Source organism: Clostridium sp. DL-VIII, assembly GCF_000230835.1.
Taxonomy (GTDB): domain Bacteria; phylum Bacillota; class Clostridia; order Clostridiales; family Clostridiaceae; genus Clostridium.
Window position 1 is genome coordinate 1,164,538 of the sequence record NZ_CM001240.1, and the last position, 24,971, is coordinate 1,189,508.

Consider the following 24,971-nt stretch of genomic DNA (forward strand, 5'->3'; position numbering starts at 1 on the left):
GTTTATATGCTACCTACATTACCAGAAATTTTAGATATTTATACAGAAAAAAAGCTCCCAAGCACTGTTGTTGAACATAGTATAGCAGTTGCTTATGTTGCAGTTAGTATTGCAAAATGTATTATATCAAGTCAAGGTTTAACACTTGACATACAAGCTTTGACAGCTGGAGGGCTGCTTCACGATGTTGAAAAATTTCAGCCTAATCATGCAGCAAGGGCAGCGGAACTTGTTACAAGGTTAGGCTATTCTTCTTTGGCACCAATGATAGCTACTCATATGGATCTTGTTTTCCATGAATATGATCCATTGAATGAATCAGCGATTTTATATTTAGCAGATAAAATATGCAAGGGTTCCAAATTTGTTACTTTGGAAAAGCGTTTAGAAGAAAGCATTCAAACATATGGAGATTTATCTAGAATTCGCGGAAGGTTTTCTACAGCATTTGCAATACGTGAGAAAGTTTTGGAATTAGTAGATATAGAATATGTTCCTTTGAAAGAATTAATAATGTGGAAAATAATCAAAAAATATACAATGAGAGGGAGATTATATGAGTTATAAATATATAAAACCACAAACAATTCAAGAGGTTGTTAGTACTATGCAACAATATCCGGACTACCATTTGCTAGCTGGAGGCACTGATTTGTTGGTAAAAATGAAATTAGGACGTATCGAATCTGGCACTTTTGTTGATATAAGTGATTTAAATGAATTGAAACAGATTACGGTACATAATAATACAATAACTATTGGTGCGGCAGTTACGCATTCACAGATTTCCAGTTCAGCTGATATTATTGAGTTGGCACCTGCACTTGCAGCAGCATCAGCATCTGTAGGTTCGCCACAAATTCGTAATAGAGGTACTGTTGGAGGCAATTGTGGCAATGCTTCACCTGCAGGTGATACTATTCCAGCTTTACTTGCCTATCATGCCGTTGTTAATGTCAATGGACCTCAAGGTGTTAGAACAATCCCACTTAATGAATTTTTTATGGGTCCTGGGAGAACTGTACTTAAATCAGGTGAATTCATACTAAGTTTTTCATTCAGTATGCAGCAGCCAGGCCAAGGAAGTGCTTTTGAAAAACTTGGCAAGCGAAAAGCACTGGCTATCTCGATTATAAATATAGCTTCTTTTATTTCAGTGGATGCAGACAAAATAATAACTCAAGCAAGAATTGCAATGGGTTCTGTGGCTCCTACACCTATTAGGATAACTGAAATTGAAAGCATATTAGTAGGGAAAAAATTTACTGATAAGATAATAATTGAAGCAGCACAGGTTGCTGCGGATAATATAAAGCCTATTGATGATGTACGTTCAGAAGCTGAATATCGTAAAAAAATGGCATCAATATTAACACAAAGAACATTAGAAAATATTCGAACTCAGAAATTCATAAATATTATTTAAGTTGGGTGGTATTTTCCGTATAGCGTAGAAATTTTTTTATCAATAATTTATTGAGCCTTTATGTAAATGCTGTAATTATTTTTAATGCATACAAGTTGCATTAAAAAGGTTACAGTTCATAATTAGTATATGTATTTATATAATTAATCATAATGTGACGTTATTATTGCAAATTATATAGATATATTAATGTGTTAGAATTTAAATAATATTTAGAGGAGAGGATGTTTGTGGAAGAATTAAATAATAATGAAAATGAAATCATTAGTTGTTTGATTAAGGCTATTCCTATTTTTCAAAAACTTTTACATATAGATAGTGCATTTGTAATAACTGATAAGGAAAAGATTTTATATTATCGTCCAGGTAAAGAGGTTGATACAAAATTATCTTTAGGAGCACCGATTAACAAGAAGTCTGGATTGTATAAATGTCAACAGATGGGTGAAAAGATAGCATTAAATTTACCGAAAGAGGTTTATGGAATTCCTATAAAGACATGCGCTATGCCTATAAAAGGAGAAAATGGATCTATAATAGGAGCTTTTAGTATAGGGCTAAGCATTGATACTCAAGAAAAATTGTATGAATCGGCTCAAATAATTGCTGATACATCAGAAGAAATAAATGCTACAACAGAAGAAGCGGCATCTACAGCTATTAAACTTGCAGAAGACTTAGAATCTCTGAAAAATTATGGAGAAAATATGATGGTTGAAGTTGAAAAAACATCTGAAATATTGCGCTTTGTTAATGAAATTGCTACAAGTTCCAATCTTCTTGGTCTAAATGCAGCAATTGAAGCTGCACGTGCAGGTGAGCAAGGACGCGGATTTACAGTAGTAGCTAAGGAAATAAGGAAAATGGCAGACAATAGTGCAAAATCAGTAAAAGATATAGCAGAAATACTTAAATCAATTGAAAATAATGTCTCAAGTATTACTAAAACTTTATTAAACACAGCTCAATTAGGAGATGCCCAAGCAGCTATTACAGAAGAAATATCTGCATCAATGCAGCAGCTTGCATCTACAGCATTAGAATTAGAAAAAATTTCTGAAGTTATATAAATAATAAATTGTTTTAATAAATTCTATGATATTGTTTTAGTGTTAGTTTTATTACATAATTAATAATATGCTTTAAATAGAGAGGTAGAATTATGATTATACTTATAAAAGGTGCAGGAGATTTAGCAACAGGAGTTGCTCATAGATTAAAAATGAGTGGTTTTAATGTTATTATGACAGAAATTAAAGAGCCTACCACAGTTAGACGAACAGTTGCTTTTTCTCAGGCTGTATATGATAAGGAAGTAGAAGTGGAAGGAATTAAAGCAAAATTTGCAGAAGGATTAGATGGAGTTAAAAAGACTATTGAAAATGGAGAAATTCCAATAATAATAGATGAAAAAGCAGAAATAATAAAAGAACTAAAACCTAATGTAGTAATAGATGCAATTATTGCAAAAGAAAATTTAGGAACTACAATCGGAGAAGCACCAATTGTAATTGCACTTGGGCCAGGATTTGAGGCAGGAATCGATTGTCATTGTGTTATAGAGACACAAAGAGGTCATTATTTAGGGAAAGCAATATATAAGGGAAGTGCTATACCTAATACTGGAGTTCCAGGAAATATTGGAGGGTATACAAAGGAAAGAATAATAAGAGCTGCAAGTGATGGCAAAATAATGCCGGTATCTAAAATAGGTGATTATGTAGAAAAGGGTGACATTGTAGCCTATGTAAACCAAAAACCAATTTTCGCTCAGTTAAATGGAATAGTACGTGGAATGCTGCAAAAAGGGGTAGAAGTACATAAGGGAATGAAGAGCGGAGATATAGATCCAAGATGTGAAAAAGATCATTGTTTTACAATTTCGGATAAGGCTAGATCTATTGGAGGAGGGGTGTTGGAGGCAATTTTTCACCTGAGTTCTATAGTTAAGCATTAATAAACAATACAATTATATTCAAAAAATAATTACTTTTTTGTTTATTAAAAATACAGTATAATTTTAAATAATTAAGTATTTGTATATTTTTTTAATCAGAGTTAATATAGTTTAATAAATATAATATACTCAACTGTTTAAATACATATAGGAGATTAAAATATAGATAAATTGGAGGAATGCTTCATGAATAAGATAATTAATGCTAAAGGAAAGGAATGTCCAATTCCAGTAATAATGGCAAAAAAAGAAATAGATAATGGAAATAGAAATTTTACAATTGAAGTTGATAATAATATTGCGGTGCAAAATTTACAAAAGTTGGCCAATAGTCAAAGCTTATTAATAGATATACAAGAAGAAAATAATATATTTAAAGTTAAGTTTATAAATAAAGATAATGAATGTATAGAATGCAATGAAATGTTGAATGAATTTGAAGAAAATAAAAATCAAACAGGAAGTTGGTCCGTTTTTGTTGGAAAAGAAATTATCGGTGCTGGAAATGAGGAACTTGGAAAATCACTAATGAAAATGTTCTTCTATACAATAGCAGAAGCTAGTGATTTACCTAAATCAATTTTATTTATGAATGATGGAGTAAAGGTTCCAACACTAAATGAACAGGCAATAGAGCATCTGAAAGATCTTGAAACAAAGGGTGTTGAAATTTTAACTTGCGGAGCATGCCTTAACTTTTACAAGTTAGAAAATGAGCTGAAGGCAGGAAAAGTAAGTAATATGTATGACATAACAAATGCAATGAAAGAATCGTCAAAAGTTATTACATTATAACTGTAAACTGTGGACTGGAACTGTAAACTAATAAAGTGGGGTGCTATATGACCAAGAATATAAAACTTACCAGCCTGGTTAAAACTTCAGGATGTGCTGCTAAAATAGGTCCAGGTGTTCTTCATAATGTTTTGAGTAACCTGCCTAAATTTGAAAATCCCAATTTACTTGTAGGATTTGATACTAATGATGATGCATGTGTATATAAAATTAATGATAATACAGTAGCAATTCAGACAGTAGATTTTTTCCCGCCAATGGTTGATGATCCATACACCTTTGGGCAAATTGCAGCTGCTAATGCTCTTAGTGACATTTATGCAATGGGAGGGAATCCTGCAGTAGCCATGAATTTACTTTGTTTTCCGTCCTGTTTAGATACATCAGTTATGAGAGAAATACTTGCTGGTGGATATGACAAGGTTAAAGAAGCAGGAGCAGTAATTGCTGGAGGACATACAATATCAGATCCTACTCCTAAATATGGACTTTGTGTAAGCGGATTTGCACATCCAAGTGAAATACTTTCAAATAGTAATGCAAAATCTGGAGATTTGCTGGTACTCACAAAACCATTAGGTATTGGAATAATGAATACTGCTGCAAAAGCAGAATTACTAAGTGAAAGTAAAATCAAAGAAGTTACCTCTATAATGTCCACACTAAACAAATATGCTAAAGAGTGTACAAAAGGGCTTGATGTACACTCATGTACTGACATAACTGGCTTCAGTTTAGTTGGTCATAGTTATGAGATGGCAAGTGGAAGTAATAAAACAATAGAAGTTTTTAGTGAGTGTGTGCCTGTTATAGATGAGGCACTAGATTATGCGAAGATGGGGATTATACCAGAAGGAATGTACAATAATCTTGATTATTTGAAAGATAAGTTTAAGTTGGCTTCAAATATTGCACAAGAACTGCAGGATGTGTTAATAGATCCGCAGACTTCAGGTGGGTTACTGATCTCACTTCCAGAAAATGATGCTAAAGAGTTTTTGTCAAGAATTGAATCATTTACTTCTGATGCAAGAATTATTGGGCAGGTTATTGATAAAAGCGATAAACATATAATTATAAAATAGATACTTTAACGTAAAAACACTATAAGGCACATGAAAATAGGGTGGCAAATGGACTTGTTATTTATTTGATTGTGCTTAAGATGGGGGCAAGAATCATGGAGTTACAAAAAAATTTACCAGAAATATTTGAAGAATTTGCAGATGGTAGAAGGAATGCTTTTATTAAAGCCAAGGAACTAAAAGATAAAGATATACCGCTAATAGGTGTATTTTGTACTTACTTCCCACAGGAAATAGCATTAGCTATGGGGGCTGCTACCGTTTCACTATGTGCAACCTCTGATGAAACTATTGCCGATGCTGAGCAGGATCTTCCACGTAATTTATGTCCATTAATTAAATCCAGTTATGGGTTTGCAAAAACTGATAAATGTCCATTCTTTTTCTTTTCAGATTTAGTTGTTGGAGAAACAACTTGTGATGGTAAAAAGAAAATGTATGAATATCTTTCGGATTTTAAACCAGTGCATGTTATGGAACTTCCAAATTCTCAAAGTGAAGCAGGACTTAGACTATGGAAAAATGAAATTATTAAATTAAAATCAATTTTAGAGGAAATGTTTAATGTAAAGATAAGTGAAGATGATATACGAAAAGCAATTAAAATAAAAAATAATGAACGTAAGGCCTTAAAGAGATTTTATGAGATTGGTAAAAGAGAGCCAGTTGCAATGCTAGGTCAAGATATATTTAAAGTTATAAATGGAACAACTTTTAGTTTTGATAAAGAGCAAATCCCAAAGCAAATGAACGAGCTGATTGAAAAAATTAATTCAGAATATGAAACTAAAAAGAAATATGAATCTAAACCACGTATATTAATTACTGGATGCCCTATTGGTGGTGCGGCTGAAAAAGTAATTAAAGCAATTGAAGATAATGGAGCTTATGTAGTTGCTTTTGAAAATTGCAGTGTTGCAAAAGCTGTTGATGAATTAGTAGATGAAGAAAATCCAGACGTTTATGATGCGCTCTCTCGTAAATATTTATCAATCGGATGCTCGTGTATGAGTCCTAATCCTAATAGGATTAAACTGCTCAATAAAATGATTGATGAATATAAGGTAGATGCAGTAGTGGATGTAATATTAACTGCCTGCCATACATATAACGTAGAAACTTTATCAATTAAGAGATTTGTAAATAATGAAAAAAATAAACCATATATGAGTGTTGAAACTGATTTTTCTACTAACGATATAGGGCAGCTAAATACAAGGATGGCTGCATTTATAGAAATGCTTTAACATATCTGACTTTAAATTTAGAGTTATGTGATAATCAACCGAAAGGACATGTACTCTGTTATTTCGGTTACTGAGAGAATTAGTTGTGGATTTCTAACATCAAAAGTTGCACCATTTTAGCATGTTCCCAAGACAAGCTTGTGACAAGCAAAAATGGAACAACTTTTGATGAAGAAATACCTACAACAAATTCTCTAATGTAACACTGCATAAAAGAGTACATGCCCTTTCTGGTACGATATATATTTTAATTTATAAAGTTATTTCTTAATATTTATATCTGTTTATAGATAAGAAATTTATAAATTTGACTTGTATATAGAATAAGTAGTTATTTAAGTTAAACTTTTCTGGTGCAGATAAGCACAATAGTTTAATAAGAATAGAAAAATACGACATGTATAAATTATATAGGCTATGTAGAAATTCTTGAATAAGAACATAAGGAGAGGCTATGAAGGGATGTACTCTAGGGATTGATTCGGGATCAACAACTACTAAGGGTGTGGTATTTGATGGCAGGAATATTATCAAAAAAGTTATTATTAAAACTTCAGCAAAACCAAAGGAAAGTATCTATAAAATTTATAAGGAACTTTATTCTGAAGAGGTTAAATATACTATAGCTACAGGGTATGGCAGAGATTTATTAAAAGAGACTGATAAAACTGTTACTGAAATAACCTGTCATGCTCAGGGAGCAGCTTTCTTAAATCCAACTATTAGAGGTGTTATAGATATTGGCGGGCAGGATTCAAAAGCTATTTTGCTAGATAACTCTTTGAATGTTATAGATTTTGTAATGAATGATAAATGTGCTGCTGGAACTGGTAGATTTGTTGAGGTTATGATGAGAATTTTAGAAGAAGATATTGATAATATTGATGAATTTGTTAAGGATAAAAACCCAGTAAATATATCTAGCATGTGTACTGTTTTTGCAGAAAGTGAAATTATCAGCCTTTTGGCAAAAGATGTGGATAGGGGAGATATTGCTTCTGGGATTATCCATTCCGTTTGTAAGAGAACAGCTAATTTTGCACAAAAACTTAATTTAGATCAGGATATATTCTTTAGTGGAGGCTTGGCAGCTTCAGAAATATTTAGAGCAACCCTTGAAGAATATCTTAACAAAAAAGTAATAACAAATGTTTTAAGCCAATATGCTGGTGCAATTGGTGCAGCGGTTATTGGTTATAAAAAGATTGAGTCACAATCAAAAAAATAGCAAGTCTACATGTGTTAACAAATAATGAAAGGGATTATACAAAAAAATAATTTTCAGGTGTAGTTAAAAGGTAAATATTATGAAAATAAATTTGATTTTATTGGCAGCAGGTAATAGTAATAGATTTAAAGGAAATAAATTACTAGCTACAGTTAATAATAAACCAATGTATATGAATATTATGGAGAAGGTTTTAAAAATAAATTTTAATAAAATTATATTAGTTACTAAGTATGAAGAAATTAAGGAGGCCTTGCTAGAGCGTAATGTAGAAGTGATCATGAATTATAATAATGAACTTGGAATATCTCATTCAATTAAACTTGGAATACAGAAATATCAGGATGTAGATGCTTATATGTTTATGGTATGCGATCAACCATTTATAACCTTGGATAGCATAAAAGCATTAATAGATTTATATATGAAAAGTAATAAGGGATTAGCTTGTTTACAATATGGAGACAATTTAGGAAACCCAGCTATTTTTTCAAAAAAGTATAAAAATGATTTGATAAACTTAAATGGAGACATTGGCGGGAAGTATATAATAAATAGAAATTTAGATGATTTAGTAAGATTTGAAATTCATGATAAATTGGAGATAACAGATATTGATACAAGAAAAGAATTAGAGAATATAAAACAAATAGAGATAAATTAAAGGAATGACATGTTATTGTGGGTGCTATAAGAAATTTTGCAAAAAGATAATACGTTGATTGTCAAAATTTATAGAATGCGGATGGTAAGTGTGATAAAATAAATTTAGAAATACTAAATTTATTTATTGAGACTAATTAAGACATAATCAAAAATTGACATAGAATATTTAAAATCAAAGTATCCGCTAAACGTATATTAATAAATGCTTAGTGGATATTTTAATGTGTAAGGTTTATTAATGAAATATGGGAATTAACAATTGAATGTAAAAATAATATTTTTACATATGAATAAGGCATATGAAAGAAAACAACAAGTCCAAATATGCCGATAATATTTTTCATCAGACAAGGAATTAAATTGCGCATGCAATTTAACCTCCTTGTTATAGTTCTTCTGATGATGAAAAATAGTCAGGCAAATTGACTTGTTATTTTTTTGATAATGCCTAAAATGGAGGTAAGAAGAATTTGTTTACGATTAAGAATTATGTGGTAGCAGAAAACCTAGAGCAGGCTTATGAGCTAAATCAGAAAAAGAATAATACTATTTTAGGCGGGATAGCTTGGCTCAAAATGGGAAATCGTAATATTGATACAGCAATTGATTTATCTAAACTTGGACTAGATAAGATTGAAGAAGATGAGGAAGCTTTTAAAATAGGATGCATGTGCACATTAAGAGATTTAGAAGTACATAAAACTTTAAATTCTTATTTCAATGGTGCAATAACTAAATCATTAATTCATATAGTTGGAGTACAATTTAGAAATTGTGCAACTATTGGCGGAAGTATTTATTCACGTTTTGGTTTTTCTGATATTTTAACAGTATTAACGGCTTTAGATGCTTATGTAGAGCTTTATAAAGGCGGGATAATTCATTTAGATGTATATAAGGATATGCAATATGATAATGATATTTTATTAAGAATAATAATAAAAAAAGATTCTAGATTAGTATCATATTTAACACATAGAATGAGTGCAACAGATATTCCAACATTAGCAGTTGCGGTTTCCAGAAATGAAGGTAAATGGAGAGTAGTATTAGGTGCCAGACCTCAGAAGGCAATGTCAGTCAAGCATTCAGAAGAGATACTCAGTGAAATTCCAAGTAGAGAAGAAATTGAGTCTTTATTGAACAGAATAATTAAAAATGTTAAATTTGAAAGCAATATGAGAGGAAGCAAAGAATATAGACAAATTCTAGCTAAAGTACTTGTTAACAGAGCAATAGAGGAAATCACGGGAGGCACTTATGCAAATTAAATTATGGATAAATAATAAGTTGTTTGAAGATGATATACAGGCTGATATGCTGCTAATTGATTATTTAAGAAGCAAGGGCTTTTATAGTGTTAAAAGAGGATGTGAAACTGCAAATTGTGGTTTATGTACTGTACATCTAGAAGGAAGACCAATTTTATCTTGCAGCACTTTAGTCATGAAGGTAAATGGATTTCATGTAACAACACTTGAAGGGCTGCAAGATGAGGCAGAAGAATTTGGTGCATTTATGGCGGATCAAGGAGCAGAACAATGTGGATTCTGTAGTCCAGGTTTTGTAATGAATATTTTAGCAATGAAGAAAGAACTGAAAAATCCAACTGAAGAAGAAATTAAACAATATCTTGTAGGAAATTTGTGCCGATGCACAGGATATATGAGCCAGTTAAGAGCAGTGAAAAAATATTTGAATATGTAGCTGATAATGTTGGAGCGTAGTTGAAATTATACAGAAAAGTTTGTTAAATAAGGAGAATTAAGATGAGTTTTGTAAACAAGGGGATAAGAAAAAAAGATGCAATGTCGCTTGTAACAGGTAAGCCAGTGTATACAGATGATATAGCACCAAGTAATTGTTTAATTGTAAAAGTTCTAAGAAGTCCACATGCTCATGCTTCAGTGGAAGATATTAATATAGAAATAGCTAATAAAGTACCAGGGATTGAATGTATCTTAACCTATAAAGATGTTCCTAAATCTAGATTCACTATGGCAGGGCAATCTTATCCGGAGCCAAGCCCTTATGATAGATTAATTTTAGATAAAAAAATTAGATGCGTTGGAGATCCTGTTGCAATAGTTGCAGGTATTGATAATAAATGTGTAGATAAAGCATTAAAACTAATTAAAGTAAAATATGAGGTTTTAGATGCTATATTGGATTTTAGAGAAGCTAAGGACAATAAGATTTTAGTGCATCCAGAGGAAGATTTTAAGGTGTTATGTGATGTTGGAGCAAACGCTAAAAGAAATATCTGCTCGTGTGATGAACTCGAAATTGGAAATGTAGAACAAGAATTAAGCAAATGTGACTACGTAATTGAACAAACTTATCATACAAAAGCTAACAGCCAGGCCATGATGGAGACTTTTAGAACCTTTACTGAGTTGGATACTTATGGAAGATTAAATATAACAAGTTCAACTCAAATTCCTTTCCACGTAAGAAGAATATTATCAAATGCCCTTGAAATACCAAAATCTAAAATAAGAGTAATTAAACCGAGAATCGGTGGAGGTTTTGGTGCTAAGCAAAGTGTTGTAGCAGAAATTTTTCCTGCTATGGTAACCTTGAAAACAGGAAAACCAGCTAAAATGATTTTTACTAGAAAAGAAAGTATGACTAACGGAAGTCCTAGACATGAAATGGAGATAAAAGTCAGGCTGGGTGCAGACAAAAATGGTGTGATTAAAGCTATAGATGTATACACATTATCAAATGCAGGAGCATACGGTGAACATGGACCAACTACAGTTGGACTATCTGGACATAAATCGATGCCGCTTTATGGTAAAGTTAATGCATATAGATTTAATTTTGATGTTGTTTATTCAAATACAATGGGTGGAGGAGCTTATAGAGGATATGGAGCAACACAAGGAATATTTGCATTAGAATCTGCAGTTAATGAATTAGCAGCCAAGCTTAATATGGATCCAATTAAGATAAGAGAAATTAACATGGTAAAAGAAGGACAAGTTATGCCTGCTTATTATAATGAAACAGCTAATAGTTGTGCGTTAGATAAGTGCTTAGAAAAAGCAAAAGAAATGATTGACTGGGATAAAAAATATCCATGCAGAGATATGGAAAATGGAAAAGTGAGATCAGTAGGTGTTGCTATGGCTATGCAGGGATCAGGAATATCTAATGTAGATACTGCAGCGGTTGAAATAAAGTTAAATGATGATGGTTTTTACACATTAATGATAGGTGCATCAGAAATGGGAATGGGTTGTGATACAATACTTGCTCAGATGGCAGCAGACTGTTTAGATTGTGCTATTGACAACATAATTGTCCATGGAGTTGATACAGACCAATCACCTTATGATACAGGTTCTTATGCTTCAAGTACCACTTATATTACTGGTGGGGCAGTAGTGAAGACCTGTGAGACATTAAGAAAAAAGATAATTGAAGAAAGTTCTAAGTTACTTAACTGCTTAGCAGAAAATTTAGATTTTGATGGTGAAAAGATATTTTCACTTGAAGATAATAAAAGTATTACTTTAAAGGAATTAGCTAATGCCACATATATTGCAGGAAGTAGTATGTTAAGTGCTAGTGAATCAAATTCTTCGCTGATTTCACCACCACCGTTTATGGTTGGAATCGTAGAAACTGAAATAGATAAATTAACAGGAAAGCTTGAAATAATAGATTATGTTGCAGTTGTAGACTGCGGAACTGTTATAAATCCAAATCTTGCGCGAATTCAAACTGAAGGTGGAATAGTCCAAGGAATAGGAATGGCTTTATATGAGGATATTACATATGACAAGAATGGCAGGATGAGAAATGATTCCTTCCTGCAATATAAAATACCAACTCGTCTTGATGTAGGTAATATAAGAGTAGAATTTGAAAGCAGTTTCGAACCAACAGGACCATTTGGCGCAAAATCAATAGGTGAAATTGTAATAAATACACCATCTCCAGCTTTGGCTAATGCAGTTTACAATGCTACAAAAGTAAATATAAGAACATTACCAATAACAGCAGAGAAAATAGTTATGGGAATGCTTGAAAAATAAGAGCATCCATATTATTATAAGTTAAACTAAGATTAAGAGGCAGAATAGGCTTATGCTTTAATCTTAGTTAAATTTTAATAAGCAATTATAGATAATTATAAAGGGGGCAAGGAGATGAAAAAATTTTTCTATAATAAATTGGCACATTTGTTGAAGGTAAATGGGGAAGTTCATGTTATTACAATAATGAGTGGTGAATATAACGGGAAAAGTATTATAGGAGAAAAGCTCGTAAAGAGCAAAGATACTATATTCATGGAAAGTGAAAGTATTTCAGAGTTTTGGAAGAAAATTTTAAATAATGTTAATTTAAATAAAGGAACATATACAGCAGTATTAGATGATGAGACAGAAGTATTTATAGAGTATATTTTGGATAAACCTAATCTAATTATTTGCGGTGGAGGACATATTGCATTGCCTTTGTGTAATATAGGAAAGATGCTGGAGTTTAAGACAACTATAATTGATGACAGAATTCAGTTTGGGAGTGCTGAAAGATTTCCTATGGCAGATCGAGTTTTATGTAAAGATTTTAATGAAGCAATAGAAGAAGTAAAACCTAATAAGAGCACTTATTTTGTTATTGTTACAAGAGGGCATAAAGACGATAGAAAATGCTTAGAAAAGATATTAACAAAGGATTTCTTTTATGTTGGGATGATTGGTAGTAAAAGCAAAGTTGCCTTTGTCATTAATAATATGTTAGCAAATGGATATACAAAAGAGCAAATAGAAAAGGTACATACACCAATTGGACTTAATATTGGAGGTCAGACTCCAGCCGAAATAGCTGTAAGTATTGCTGGGGAAATAATTTTAGAAAAGAATAAAATAGAGACAGGTAACATAGATGAAGATATTTTAAATCCAATTTGTAATAGAAAGGAACCTATGGTGCTTGCAACGATAATTGAAAAACATGGTTCTTCTCCCAGAGGAGTTGGAACTAAGATGCTTATATATGAGAATAGAGAATTTAGTGGAACCATAGGTGGAGGAAGCGTAGAAAATGCTGTTTATGAACTAGCTTTAGATCTTATTAAAAGGAAAGAGTCACTTGTAGAAAGTTATAATCTATCAAATTCAGCAGCATCAAAGCTTGGGATGGCTTGTGGAGGGAATATAAAAGTTTTATTTGAGTATATAGATATCTAACTTTAAAATTAATCTTATGTGGTAGCTTACCGAAATCACATACATTTTTATTCCGCAGGACTTATGAAATTTTCGCTGAAAGTTCTAAATGCGAGCATGCACCCATTTCTGCATGCTCCCGAAACAAGTTCGTGACAAGCAGCAAATGGAACAAACATTAGAGGAAACTCGACTCACATTCATTCGCTGAGTACTCACAGAGTAAGCGACCATCATCAAATCATAGATTTGGGTTCTCTGCTTAAGCACTTTTAGCAGCTCAATTTCAAATGCCTGCTTCACAAAAATGTATATGATTTCTAGTATAGATACACACAAAAGTTTAACTTAACATAGATAATTATTCTATATAAGTTAAGTTTATAATTATTTTATCTATAGATATCCAATTTAAGACTTTGACATATACATTGGCGTAAGAACTATAAATTAAAAGACTTCTACAATGTTATAAATTTACTTTTTGATTTGGGTATCTATATACGAGGATTATTGGCTAGCTATGGAGAGACATATAAGGAAAAAGGAGGCAGAAGATATGAAGATGATAAAGACAACAGAGGCTGTTGGTAATGTGTTATGTCATGATGTTACTCAGATAATAAAAGGAGTAAGTAAAGGAGTTGCCTTCAAGAAAGGTCATATTATAAAAGAGGAAGATATTCCGGTGTTACTTTCCTTAGGAAAAGATAATATCTACATATGGGAAAAAAATGAGAAGATGATGCATGAAAATGAAGCAGCAGATGTTTTATTTAGGATATGCAGAGGAAAAAATATAAGTGGAACTGAAGTAAAAGAAGGCAAAGTTGAACTTATATCAGAGGTGGATGGAATTCTACAAGTTGATGTAGAAAGGTTAAATAAGATTAATTCCTTGGGAGAAATTATAGTTTCAACTCGCCATAGAAACTTTCCAGTTAAAAAAGGGGATAAATTAGCAGGAACTAAAATTATACCTCTTGTTATAGAAAAAGAAAAAATGAAGGAAGCTGAGAAAATAGCTTCAGATGAACCGCTGCTCAATGTTATTGAATTTAGTAAAAAGAAAGTCGGCATTGTTACTACTGGGAATGAAATTTTTTATGGAAGAATTAATGATACCTTTGGCCCTGTTATAATAGAGAAATTATCAGAATATGAGGTTGAAATTTTAGGACAGGAAATAGTTAATGATAATCTTGAAAATATAACTGGAGCTATTGATAAGTTTTTAAAAATGGGTGCAGACATGATAATTTGCACAGGAGGCATGAGCGTTGATCCAGATGATTTAACACCAAGTGCCATAAAAAGAACAGATGCTGAGATTATATCTTATGGTGCGCCAGTACTTCCAGGAGCAATGTTTTTATTAGCCTATTATAAAGATAATATTCCAATAGTTGGCTTGCCGGGCTGCGTAATGTATTCTAAGCGCACAATTTTTGACTTAGTTCTACCAAGAATAATGGCAGATATAAAGTTATACGATAAAGACTTAATTGAAATGGGGCATGGAGGTCTATGTTTATCATGTAATGTATGCACGTTTCCTAATTGTGGATTTGGAAAAGGAATGTAAGAAAGGGTGATAAATATGGGATTAAATCATTTTGATAGTAATGGAAATGCAATTATGGTAGATGTAACTGAAAAGGAAGTTACAGAAAGATTAGCCATTGCAAAAGGAAAAATAAAAGTAAATAAGGATGTATTTGAAGCAATAAAAAATGGAACTGCTAAAAAAGGCGATGTTTTAGGAGTTGCAAGGGTTGCTGGAATTATGGCCACTAAGAGAACAGCAGATTTAATACCAATGTGCCATGTTCTAATGATTACTAAAAGCAGCATTGAATTTGAAATGCATGAAGAGGAACTTGAAGTTGAAGCAGCCTGTACTGTTAAGATAAGTGGCAAGACAGGGGTTGAAATGGAAGCTTTAACTGGTGTAACAGTAGCACTGCTTACAATTTACGATATGTGTAAGGCCATGGATAAAACTATGGAAATAGGTGAAGTATATCTATACAAGAAAACAGGCGGTAAAAGCGGGGATATAGAAAATAAAAGTATATTATAGAAAGCGTAGTCATTAGCTGGGATAAAATTCAAATGAAGATAAATAGGGAGGAGTGCAGATTTTGTTAGATTTATTTGGACGTACTATAGATTATCTTAGAATATCTATAACAGATAAGTGCAATTTTAGATGTAAATACTGCATGCCAGAAGGTAATGTTGATTCTTTAAAGAATGATGAAATTTTAACTCTTGATGAAATAATTAAAATCTGTAAAAGTGCCTCTGAATTAGGGATTAAAAAGATTAAAATAACAGGTGGAGAGCCGCTACTTAGGGAAGATGTAATAGAACTTATAAAGTGCATTAAAAGGTTACCCCTTATAAATAATGTCACATTGACAACAAATGGAGCACTTCTCTATGATAAAATTCAAGAGCTTAAGGAATCAGAAATTGATAGTATAAATGTAAGCTTAGATTCACTGGTAAAAGAAAAATTCAATGATATTACAAGAAGAGAAGAATTTGATGCAGTTATTAAAGGTATAAAGGAAGCAATAAAGAATGGAATAAAAGTAAAAATAAATTGCGTCCCTATTAAAAATTTTAATTTTGATGAAATAACTAATATTGCATTAATTAGCAAAGAAAAAAATGTAGATGTTAGATTTATAGAAATGATGCCAATGGGTTTAGGTCAATCTTTTTCAGGAGTATCAAGCAAAGAGATATTGGAAGTCCTTGAAAAGGAGTATGGGGAGTTTTCAAAGATAGAAAACATAGATGGTAATGGGCCTGCTACATATTATAGAAATAAAGAATTTAGGGGCAGCATAGGATTTATTAGTGCAGTAAGCAATGAATTTTGTAAGAATTGTAATAGGATAAGAGTTACTGCAGATGGTTTTTTAAAACCATGCTTATGTTATGGATCAGGATTTGATATAAAAAATTTAATTAGAAATAGGATTGATGAAAAAGAATTAACAAACGCAATAAAAATTGGTATTTTAAGTAAACCTGAAAAGCATGAATTTAATGAAAAGAAGAAATCAGATAAAATTGAAATCAGGAAAATGTCACAAATCGGAGGTTAGTTATGGGGAGAGTCATAGCAGTATGTATAAGTGAAAAACGTGGTACACAAAAGACTAACATTAAAGAGGCTAATTTTATAGAAAACTTTGGAATAGAAAAAGATGCTCATGCAGGAGATTGGCATAGACAAGTAAGTTTATTGTCTTATGAAAAAATAGATGAATTTAATAAAAAGGGTGCTAATGTGATAGATGGAGCATTTGGTGAAAATCTAGTAGTAGACGGTATAAAATTTACAGAACTGCCTGTTGGAACAAAGCTACAGTGCAATGATGTGATTTTAGAGATGACACAAATAGGCAAAGAGTGTCACAGTCATTGTGAAATCTATAAAAAAATGGGAGAATGCATCATGCCAACAAACGGCGTATTCGCAAAAGTTATTAAAGGCGGAAAGATAAAATGCGGAGATGAAATGATGGTCATTTAAAAATATATTTTTTGAATTAACCTTTATATACTTGATATATAGGATAATATATGTATAATTGATAATTAAATAAGTTAATTTTGATTTGGGGGAATGAAAAATGTTAAAAGTAACAAACACAGAAAAGGCTCCAGCAGCCATAGGACCATATTCACAAGCAATAAGCTTTGGAGATTTATTATTTACATCAGGACAAATACCACTAGATCCTGTAACTGGCGAGGTAGTAGGGACTAATATAGAAGAACAGGCTCTTCAAGTCATGAAGAATATTTCAGCTATATTAGAAGCAAGTGACACTCAGTTTAAGAATGTTATTAAAACAACTTGTTTTATTGCAAACATGAGTGATTTTGCTAAATTTAATGAAGTTTATGCAAAATATTTTGTTAGCAATCCAGCACGTTCATGTGTGGCTGTAAAAGAACTTCCTAAGGGAGTTTTATGTGAAGTTGAAGTGATAGCCTGCAAAAATTCATAAAATATAAGCAGTGCATGACATATTTTGCTTTATTAATAAGTGCGTAGCTCTAGGCATAATCAAATAAAAAATGGACTATTCACAAATTTATGAACAAAATAATAAATTGTCCACAAGATTTACTTTAGAAATAAGTTGTTTTGTGGACAATTTTTTATTTTAGGCATTTTTTAGTTCTGAAACCAATTCATCCATAAGTTCTTTTACCGTCGTAATTTTAGTAATTCTACTTGCATTTTCACCACAGAATATAAGACCTTCATCAATCTTACCATTTACTGCGTTTATTAATGCTTTACTAATGCAATAAGGAGTAGTCGCAGGATTACAAGGCGTTAGACAATTGTAACAATGAGTTACTTTTTCGCCTTCAGAATGAGCCTTTTTAACAAATGGATTGCTAATAGCTCTTCCTGGCATTCCTACAGGACTCTTTACTATTTGGATATCCTCTTTTTTGCAATTGATATAAGCATTCTTAAATTCATCAGAAGCATCACATTCTTCAGTTGCAACAAATCTTGTTGCCATTTGAACACCACTAGCTCCTAATTTTAAGTACTTAGCAATATCATATCCATCAAAAACTCCTCCAGCAACTACTACTGGGATTTCTTTGTTGTATTTTTTTGCATATTTTTTTGTTTCATCTATTATATCTGCAACGGATTTGTCAAAATCTATATTTCCGTCTTCTAATTCTTCAACCTTAAAACCTAAATGTCCACCAGCTTTTGGGCCTTCGATAACAACAAGATCTGGGGCTACATTATCATGCTTATCCCAAAGCTTTAGAATTACTTTTGCCGCCTTTAAAGAAGATACAATTGGTGCAATTTTTACAGAAGAACCTTTTACTATTTTAGGTAGCATTGTAGGAAGTCCAGCTCCAGATATTATTAAATCAACTCCAGCTTCTATTGCAGCTTTTATATGAGCTTCGTAATTATTTGTTGCAACCATAGCATTAATACCAATGATTCCATTTACTGCTTTAGACTTTGCAAGAGTAATATGCTTCTTTAAAGCCCTTAAATTCGCTTCTAAAGGGTTTTTTATAAAATCATCCTCATTGTAACCAAGCTGTGCAGCAGAAATAATTCCAACACCGCCAGCATTTGCAACAGCAGCAGCCAAATTTGAAGATGAAACACCAATACCCATACCTCCTTGAATAATAGGAATAGGGGCAATTAAATTTCCAATCTTAAGAGAATTAAAATTCATTTTACATATATCCTTTCACGAGAAATTCGACAATAAAATATTTCGATAATCAAAATACTTCGAGAATCAAAGCATTATACTCTATTATAAAATAATATTTGTACTTAAACAAGAAATATTTAAAAAACTACCTTATAAATGAGTATTTACAAGGCAAAGATTCTATTTTAATAATAATATTTCTTGGATTAAAAAATTAAAATAATAATTTTCTTGACACTAACCATGATTGCATGATAAAATACTTAATGTCTTAGGGGTATGGCTCAACGGTAGAGTAGTGGTCTCCAAAACCATTGGTTGTGGGTTCAAATCCTACTGCCCCTGCCACAAAGGTCGTAGCACGTTGTGCTACGGCTTTTTTATTTTTTATAAAAAATTAATTCAATATTAGAATAGTGCAAGCATATTATGGCAATAATCCATTTTGAGGTGGAATCAAAATGAGCGAACTAATTTTATTAAATGAAGTAAGAGATGAAAAAAAGAAAAGCCAATTATTAATATCAGATAAAATTAAGAATGAAAGAGTTTGTGAAGAGTCTTATATTACGTTTGAAGAAAAATTTAATTTATTTAAAGATAGCAAAGAGTCAGATGACTTAAATAATGAAAGAGTTGATAATGAAAAAGATATAAGTTTGATTATAGATAGAATTTTTTTATTAAATAATGATACGCTAATAATAGATTTTATAAATGCAATATATAATGATAATTTAAAGATAAACACCCAAATTAGATGTATTGAAAATAGTCAAATAGTAATTTCTCAAAATTTAAATTATAATATTAAAATTTTCGCTCAGGATGAGTATAGAAATTTTGAATATGAGATACAATTTAAAATTAGTGATTATGAGAATCTAGGAATAATAATAAGTAAGAAGGACTTAACGAATAAGAACATAGTTACTTTTAGTAAAAGAAAAAATAATTCAAATATTATGAGTAACTTAAAAGAATGTCAGGATAAATGCATGATAGTATTAGACTCAGAAGTTCGAGTACCAGATGTATATGAACGCAAGCCAAGTTTTAATAAAAAAAATATGAAATATAAAATAAATGTAGTTAAAGGTTGGAAATATGATTTTAGAAGATTATTCGAAGAAAAAATGTATTTATTGTTTCCACTAAAGGTAATAGATTTAAGAAAAAGATTGTTAGACATAAATTCAGAAGCAGTATCTAAAAAGATGATTAAAGATGAAATTTTCATATTTTTCAAAGATATGAACAGATACTTGAAAAGGATTAAAAGCGCAGATTTAATTATGGATAGAGAACTTAATAAAATGAATTTGATAGCAATAGATTTATTAAATAGCTTAATTAATGATGAAAATGATATCTCTATTAATTTAAAAATGGATATACAGGCTGTATTAAAGGAAATGGTGGTATAATGATTATTTGAGTTTACTGAAGAATTACATGTTTTTAAGAAAAGTATATGAAATATAACAAGAAGTAATTCGGATTATTAGGATTAATATTGAAGATTAACCATATATTAATAAGAATAAAAGTTACCTTTAAGGTTAAAATACTATTGTCGGTAGGGGAAATAAAATATTTTGTCTATTGATGTATACCATATTAACCGAGGAGGGGATCGTTATGTCACACAATAGTAATAGAACAGTAGTTCCAGAAGCAAAAAATGGCTTGGCAAAATTCAAGACAGAAGTAGCTCAAGAACTAGGAGTTCCATTTAAAGAATATAATGGAGACTTAAGTTCTAGACAATGTGGTTCAGTAGGCGGAGAAATGGTAAAAAGAATGGTAAAGGAATATGAAAGCAGAATCTAGTTTAAAGTTATTAAATTTTAAATTAAATTCAAAAGCTAATATGTTGAAATAACATAATCATATTCTAAAATCAGGGAGATACATTACGCAGTTGCGCAATGTATCTCTTCTTTATGTGTACTAAATTTTATTTTCATATGCCTTAAAATTTTAAACATTTTGGACTGATTGTGAATTTCGTGATAAAATTAGAACAAAAGTTCGATAGAATAATTATAGGTGATTATATGAGAAAGATTAGGATTTTACATACAGCAGATTTACATTTTGATACGCCTTTTAGTGGAATGTCACCTAAAGAAGCATTGAAAAGTAAAGAAGAATTAAAACAGGTTTTTGAAAAGATAATACAGATTTCACTAGAGAAAGAAATAGATATTCTTTTAATTGCAGGAGATATTTTTGATAATTTATCTGTAAATAAAACTACTCTTTATTTTATTAAAAATTGTCTTGAAAAAATAAATACCATTAAAGTATTTATAAGTCCAGGGAATCATGATCCATTTAATGAAAAATCTTTTTATAGTATTGTAGATTGGCCTGAAAATGTTTATATTTTCAAGGGAAAGATGGAAAAAGTAATATTAGAAGATCTAAAGACTATAGTTTGGGGTGCTGGATTTAATACTTCCCATGTTAATAAATCTATGCTAAAAGAAGTGAAAAGAGTAGAGGACTATAACAATATAATGGTCATACATGGTGAAGTTGCTTCTATAAAAGATGGAAATGAGTATAATCCTATTACAGAAGAGGATATAGCGGAAAGTAATATGGATTATATAGCACTAGGCCATAGACATAAATTTTCAGAAGTAAAGAAAATAAAAAATACTTACTATAGCTATAGTGGATGTCCTCAAGGAAGAGGTTTTGATGAACTTGAAGATAAAGGAATAGTTTTATTAGAGATTAAAGATAGATTTCTTGAAAGTAAGTTTATTAGAACATCCATTAGAAACTATTATGAAAAAGAGATAAACATTGAAGGATGTTTTGGCTATAGCGAGGTAAAGAGCAGAATTGTTAATGAAATTTCAAATGATTATAGAAAAAATAATTTTTATAAGATAATTTTAAGTGGACAGGTATCCGAGGGATTTGTAATTAATGAAGAAGTTTTGCAAGATCTTCTTAAGGGAGAGTTTTATTTTATAAAACTTATAGATAAAAGTGAAATTAAATTGAATTTGAGTGAATTAATGAAGGGATATTCTCTTAAAAGCATGTTTGCTAAGAAAATATATGATAAACTGCAAAGCGCAGAGACAGAAGAGGAAAAGGAACTTATAACCTTAGCGCTAAAAATAGGACTTCAAAGTATTTCGGGAGAAGAGGTAAAAATTTATGAAGGATAAATTAACAACATATGAACTTGTGAGTTGTAGATTTATGCTTGGTATAAGTGAACATATGGAAAAATTTATGAAGAGATACATCTTATCTTGTAAAAGAGGTGAGTTTTTTGAAAATTAAAAATGTTAATATAAAAGCTTTTGCCGGACTTAAAGAAAAAAGATTAGATTTTGAGGATGGATTTAATTTAATTTATGGAAAAAATGAAAAGGGAAAGAGTACAATTGAAAATTTCATTAAAATATGGTTGTATGGAATTGATAATTCAAGGGGAAAGTTTAATGATAGAAAAAAATATTCACCGTTAACTGGGGAAAAAATTTCTGGTGAGCTAGTATTAGAGCATGAAGAAAAAGGATATATCATAAAGAGAAGCTTTGGAGCAACCAAAAAAGATGATACTTGCGAAATCTTAGATGAGATAACTGGCGAGATTATAGAAATTGAAAATAAAAATGAACCAGGAAAGTATTTTTTAGATATAAATCTGGCAACTTTCATAAAAACTTTATTTATAGGGCAATTAGGAGTTATGGTTTCAAAAGATAAAGAAGAAGAAATAATGGAAAAAATAACAAATATATATAACACCGGAGATGAAAACACATCTGTAAAAAAAATAATTGAAAAGTTAGAAAAAAGGAAAAAACAATTAACTGGAGTTAGAAAAGGCGGAGAACTTGATTTATTGAAGGATAATGCTGATGCTCTTAAAGCAGAACTCTGGGAAGCATATAAATTAGCTGAAGAAAATGTTGATAATGAAGAAAGTTTAATAAGAAAAAAAGAGTTAAAGATTCATATAAATGAACAGATTCAAAAATTAGATTTGTATAAGAAGTATGTAAAGAAAATAAAGCTTCAAAAAGATTATAAAGAAATAAGCGATTATCTAATAAAAGGCGAAGAGTTAAAAAGAAAACAAGATGCTATAATACAAGAACTCAAAAAAGGTGATGACTATATAACTACTGAGTTTTTAGATGATATTAATGAGAAATGTTCCAGATACTTAAGTTTATTAGATGTTAAGCAGGAAAAATTAAATAAACTTACTGAGTTAGAGAAAGAACTAAAAGGAAAAAGTGATGATATTGGAAGTTATAAAGTCTTTTCTTCTATGGGAAATAATATTAAAGATAAGATATACACCTTAAAAGCTGAGCAAAAAAACTTAGAGGACAAACTTAATGATATTATTAATCTCAAAAATTCCATATCTAGACTTAAAATGGATATAAGCAAAAAAGCCGCAGCTATTGAAAATTTAGAATTATTAAGTGAGAGTAGAGAGGAAATAGAACAATTACTTAATTCATACAAGGAAGCTCTAAAAGAATTGAAATATAAGATAGAGAATCAAGGTTATGATAAGAAAGAAGTAGATTTAAAAGGCTTAAGAACAAAGGTAAATATTATATATATAGTAGGTATTGTTAGTGTCTTATTTTTTACTTATGGGGCAATTAAGCAAATAGTTCCTGCTATGATCATTTGTATTCCTATATTTATTTTATTGATAAGATTTTATTTAAAATATTCTATAGCAATAAAGAATGAAGAACTTATCAGCAAAAATAAGAAGTCAGTTGAAAATATAAAGGAAAGAATTTCGCAATATGAAGAAAAATTAAATTTGTATATTAATAAGACAAATTGTAAATCTTATGAGGAATTTATTAATAAATTAACTCAATATGATAAGTTTAAAAGCTATAAAGATAGTACTAACTTAGCGGTTAAGGGTAAAGAAGAAGAGATTAACAAATATAATATTACAGAATTAAAATCCAGTCATAACAGAAATAAAGGAGTAATAGCTTCATTATATAGTGTGTTATCATGTAGTTCCTTAGATGAAGTATTAAGTAAATTAGAAATATATGAACAATTAAAGGAAAAAATTCTTATAAGTGAATATGAAGTTGATAGAATTAAGCAAGAGATAGAAAATATAAATGAACAATTAGTTGATAAGGAAGAAGAAATTAGAAAGAAAACTTCTATATTAGGCTTGGAAAATATAGAAATAGCAGATATGCATATCTACTTAAAAGAGTATAAAGAGAAAATAAATAAGATGAAAGAAATAAAAAGTGCCATGCAAAGTGTGGAAGAAACTTATAAGGTTTTAATAAAAGATAGAAATATAGATGAAATAAAAGAGGAAATGAAACAAATAGTAAGTCAGGATATAAATTATTCTTATAAATCTGAAGAAGAAATAGATAATGAGATCAGAAGACAATCAAATGAATTATTAAAAGTTGAAAAAGAGATAAAAGATTTAGAACATCTTATAGAAAAACGGTATATAGGAAAAAGAGAAATTCCGGAAATAGAAGAAGAAATACTGATTAATAATGAAAAAATTATAAAGTTAGAGAAGGAATCTAAAGCAATAAATCTAGCAAGTGACATACTTCAGGAAGCATTTGATGAAGTTAAAAAAAATGTTGGCCCTGATTTAAATGAAAAGGTAATAAATAAGTTCAATTTTTTAACCAATGAAAATTATGAAGAAGCAAAAATATCTGAAGAATATAAATTAAGAATAAGACATGAAGGAGTATTGCTTGATGGTGACATTTTAAGCAATGGTGCAAAAGATCAATTGTATTTATCATTAAGACTTTCTTTTATAAATATGTTATTTAAGAATAAAGAAGTTCCAATATTTTTAGATGATGCATTTGTTCAATATGATGATGAAAGAAGAGAGACAGCATTAAAACTTTTAATAAATGAAAATTTTAATCAGATAATATTTTTTACATGTCAGGAAATAGAAAAGAATATCTTAAATAAGAATCAATATGAGTATAAACTAATAAATTTAAATTAAGACACATGAAAATAGGCTGGTAAATGAACTTGCTATTTATTTGAGTGTGACTAATATGTTTATAATAATGCCTATATCATGTTTTGCATAGAAATAGTGATATA

24 protein-coding genes and 1 tRNA gene are annotated in these 24,971 nt (G+C 30.3%); 24 read left to right on the top strand and 1 reads right to left on the bottom strand.

Annotated features, from left to right (window positions below; all coding sequences use genetic code 11):
- The first annotated feature begins 6 nt into the window (after positions 1–6).
- The 18 genes from CDLVIII_RS05370 (at position 7) to CDLVIII_RS05455 (ending at position 17,621) form a co-directional block, all read left to right on the top strand.
- Positions 7–567: an HD domain-containing protein gene (locus tag CDLVIII_RS05370; RefSeq protein ID WP_009168411.1), complete on the top strand. Its 561-nt coding sequence runs from the start codon at positions 7–9 to the stop codon at positions 565–567.
- The gene (locus CDLVIII_RS05375) at positions 557–1,426 is read left to right on the top strand and encodes a xanthine dehydrogenase family protein subunit M (protein WP_009168412.1); all 870 of its coding nucleotides are present in this window, start codon (positions 557–559) and stop codon (positions 1,424–1,426) included. Before CDLVIII_RS05370 ends, CDLVIII_RS05375 begins: the two co-directional genes overlap by 11 nt.
- Before the next feature lie 230 nt (positions 1,427–1,656).
- A complete protein-coding gene (locus CDLVIII_RS05380) occupies positions 1,657–2,496 on the top strand; it encodes a methyl-accepting chemotaxis protein (RefSeq protein ID WP_050816236.1) in 840 nt (279 codons plus the stop codon).
- A 92-nt stretch (positions 2,497–2,588) separates the two neighbouring features.
- Positions 2,589–3,383 (top strand): selenium-dependent molybdenum cofactor biosynthesis protein YqeB, encoded by a 795-nt coding sequence (gene yqeB, locus CDLVIII_RS05385; protein WP_009168414.1) that lies wholly within the window; start codon positions 2,589–2,591, stop codon positions 3,381–3,383.
- A gap of 186 nt (positions 3,384–3,569) precedes the next feature.
- Complete coding sequence (yedF, locus tag CDLVIII_RS05390) at positions 3,570–4,178, top strand: sulfurtransferase-like selenium metabolism protein YedF (protein ID WP_009168415.1); 609 nt, start codon at positions 3,570–3,572, stop codon at positions 4,176–4,178.
- 47 nt (positions 4,179–4,225) lie between these two features.
- Entirely contained in the window at positions 4,226–5,263 is a 1,038-nt protein-coding gene (gene selD, locus CDLVIII_RS05395; protein ID WP_009168416.1) for a selenide, water dikinase SelD, read from the top strand.
- Between the two features lie 95 nt (positions 5,264–5,358).
- Positions 5,359–6,510: a double-cubane-cluster-containing anaerobic reductase gene (locus CDLVIII_RS05400; RefSeq protein WP_009168417.1), complete on the top strand. Its 1,152-nt coding sequence runs from the start codon at positions 5,359–5,361 to the stop codon at positions 6,508–6,510.
- A 454-nt stretch (positions 6,511–6,964) separates the two neighbouring features.
- Complete coding sequence (locus CDLVIII_RS05405) at positions 6,965–7,738, top strand: acyl-CoA dehydratase activase (RefSeq protein ID WP_009168418.1); 774 nt, start codon at positions 6,965–6,967, stop codon at positions 7,736–7,738.
- A 79-nt stretch (positions 7,739–7,817) separates the two neighbouring features.
- Positions 7,818–8,402: a nucleotidyltransferase family protein gene (locus tag CDLVIII_RS05410; RefSeq protein WP_009168419.1), complete on the top strand. Its 585-nt coding sequence runs from the start codon at positions 7,818–7,820 to the stop codon at positions 8,400–8,402.
- 472 nt (positions 8,403–8,874) lie between these two features.
- On the top strand, positions 8,875–9,675 hold the full coding sequence (locus tag CDLVIII_RS05415) for an FAD binding domain-containing protein (protein WP_009168420.1): 801 nt from the start codon (positions 8,875–8,877) through the stop codon (positions 9,673–9,675).
- Positions 9,665–10,111, top strand: coding sequence for a 2Fe-2S iron-sulfur cluster-binding protein (locus CDLVIII_RS05420; protein ID WP_009168421.1), 447 nt, complete (start codon positions 9,665–9,667; stop codon positions 10,109–10,111). Before CDLVIII_RS05415 ends, CDLVIII_RS05420 begins: the two co-directional genes overlap by 11 nt.
- A 62-nt stretch (positions 10,112–10,173) precedes the next feature.
- Complete coding sequence (locus CDLVIII_RS05425; protein ID WP_009168422.1) at positions 10,174–12,450, top strand: molybdopterin cofactor-binding domain-containing protein; 2,277 nt, start codon at positions 10,174–10,176, stop codon at positions 12,448–12,450.
- A gap of 114 nt (positions 12,451–12,564) precedes the next feature.
- A complete protein-coding gene (locus tag CDLVIII_RS05430) occupies positions 12,565–13,608 on the top strand; it encodes an XdhC/CoxI family protein (RefSeq protein ID WP_009168423.1) in 1,044 nt (347 codons plus the stop codon).
- A gap of 538 nt (positions 13,609–14,146) precedes the next feature.
- Complete coding sequence (locus tag CDLVIII_RS05435) at positions 14,147–15,172, top strand: molybdopterin-binding protein (protein WP_009168424.1); 1,026 nt, start codon at positions 14,147–14,149, stop codon at positions 15,170–15,172.
- A 15-nt stretch (positions 15,173–15,187) separates the two neighbouring features.
- On the top strand, positions 15,188–15,670 hold the full coding sequence (moaC, locus tag CDLVIII_RS05440) for a cyclic pyranopterin monophosphate synthase MoaC (protein WP_009168425.1): 483 nt from the start codon (positions 15,188–15,190) through the stop codon (positions 15,668–15,670).
- Between the two features lie 52 nt (positions 15,671–15,722).
- The gene (moaA, locus tag CDLVIII_RS05445; RefSeq protein WP_242835838.1) at positions 15,723–16,709 is read left to right on the top strand and encodes a GTP 3',8-cyclase MoaA; all 987 of its coding nucleotides are present in this window, start codon (positions 15,723–15,725) and stop codon (positions 16,707–16,709) included.
- 2 nt (positions 16,710–16,711) lie between these two features.
- Positions 16,712–17,140, top strand: coding sequence for an MOSC domain-containing protein (locus CDLVIII_RS05450; protein WP_009168427.1), 429 nt, complete (start codon positions 16,712–16,714; stop codon positions 17,138–17,140).
- Between the two features lie 100 nt (positions 17,141–17,240).
- On the top strand, positions 17,241–17,621 hold the full coding sequence (locus CDLVIII_RS05455) for a RidA family protein (protein WP_009168428.1): 381 nt from the start codon (positions 17,241–17,243) through the stop codon (positions 17,619–17,621).
- Between the two features lie 159 nt (positions 17,622–17,780).
- On the opposite strand, the gene CDLVIII_RS05460 is transcribed toward CDLVIII_RS05455, so the two are convergent.
- On the bottom strand, positions 17,781–18,848 hold the full coding sequence (locus CDLVIII_RS05460) for a nitronate monooxygenase family protein (protein WP_009168429.1): 1,068 nt from the start codon (positions 18,846–18,848) through the stop codon (positions 17,781–17,783).
- Positions 18,849–19,103: 255 nt separating this feature from the next.
- On the opposite strand from CDLVIII_RS05460, the gene CDLVIII_RS05465 reads away from it, so the two are divergent.
- The 6 genes from CDLVIII_RS05465 (at position 19,104) to CDLVIII_RS05485 (ending at position 24,867) form a co-directional block, all read left to right on the top strand.
- Positions 19,104–19,178, top strand: a tRNA-Trp gene (locus tag CDLVIII_RS05465).
- 113 nt (positions 19,179–19,291) lie between these two features.
- Entirely contained in the window at positions 19,292–20,257 is a 966-nt protein-coding gene (locus CDLVIII_RS05470) for a hypothetical protein (RefSeq protein WP_009168430.1), read from the top strand.
- A 214-nt stretch (positions 20,258–20,471) separates the two neighbouring features.
- Positions 20,472–20,663 carry an alpha/beta-type small acid-soluble spore protein gene (locus CDLVIII_RS05475; protein WP_009168431.1) on the top strand — a complete coding sequence of 64 codons (192 nt, stop codon included), beginning with the start codon at positions 20,472–20,474 and terminating at the stop codon, positions 20,661–20,663.
- A gap of 227 nt (positions 20,664–20,890) precedes the next feature.
- Entirely contained in the window at positions 20,891–22,024 is a 1,134-nt protein-coding gene (locus tag CDLVIII_RS05480) for a DNA repair exonuclease (RefSeq protein WP_035301676.1), read from the top strand.
- The gene (locus CDLVIII_RS32460) at positions 22,014–22,142 is read left to right on the top strand and encodes a hypothetical protein (protein ID WP_009168433.1); all 129 of its coding nucleotides are present in this window, start codon (positions 22,014–22,016) and stop codon (positions 22,140–22,142) included. The genes CDLVIII_RS05480 and CDLVIII_RS32460 overlap by 11 nt, the downstream gene beginning before the upstream one ends.
- A complete protein-coding gene (locus tag CDLVIII_RS05485) occupies positions 22,123–24,867 on the top strand; it encodes an AAA family ATPase (RefSeq protein ID WP_242835839.1) in 2,745 nt (914 codons plus the stop codon). Before CDLVIII_RS32460 ends, CDLVIII_RS05485 begins: the two co-directional genes overlap by 20 nt.
- Positions 24,868–24,971: the final 104 nt, after the last annotated feature.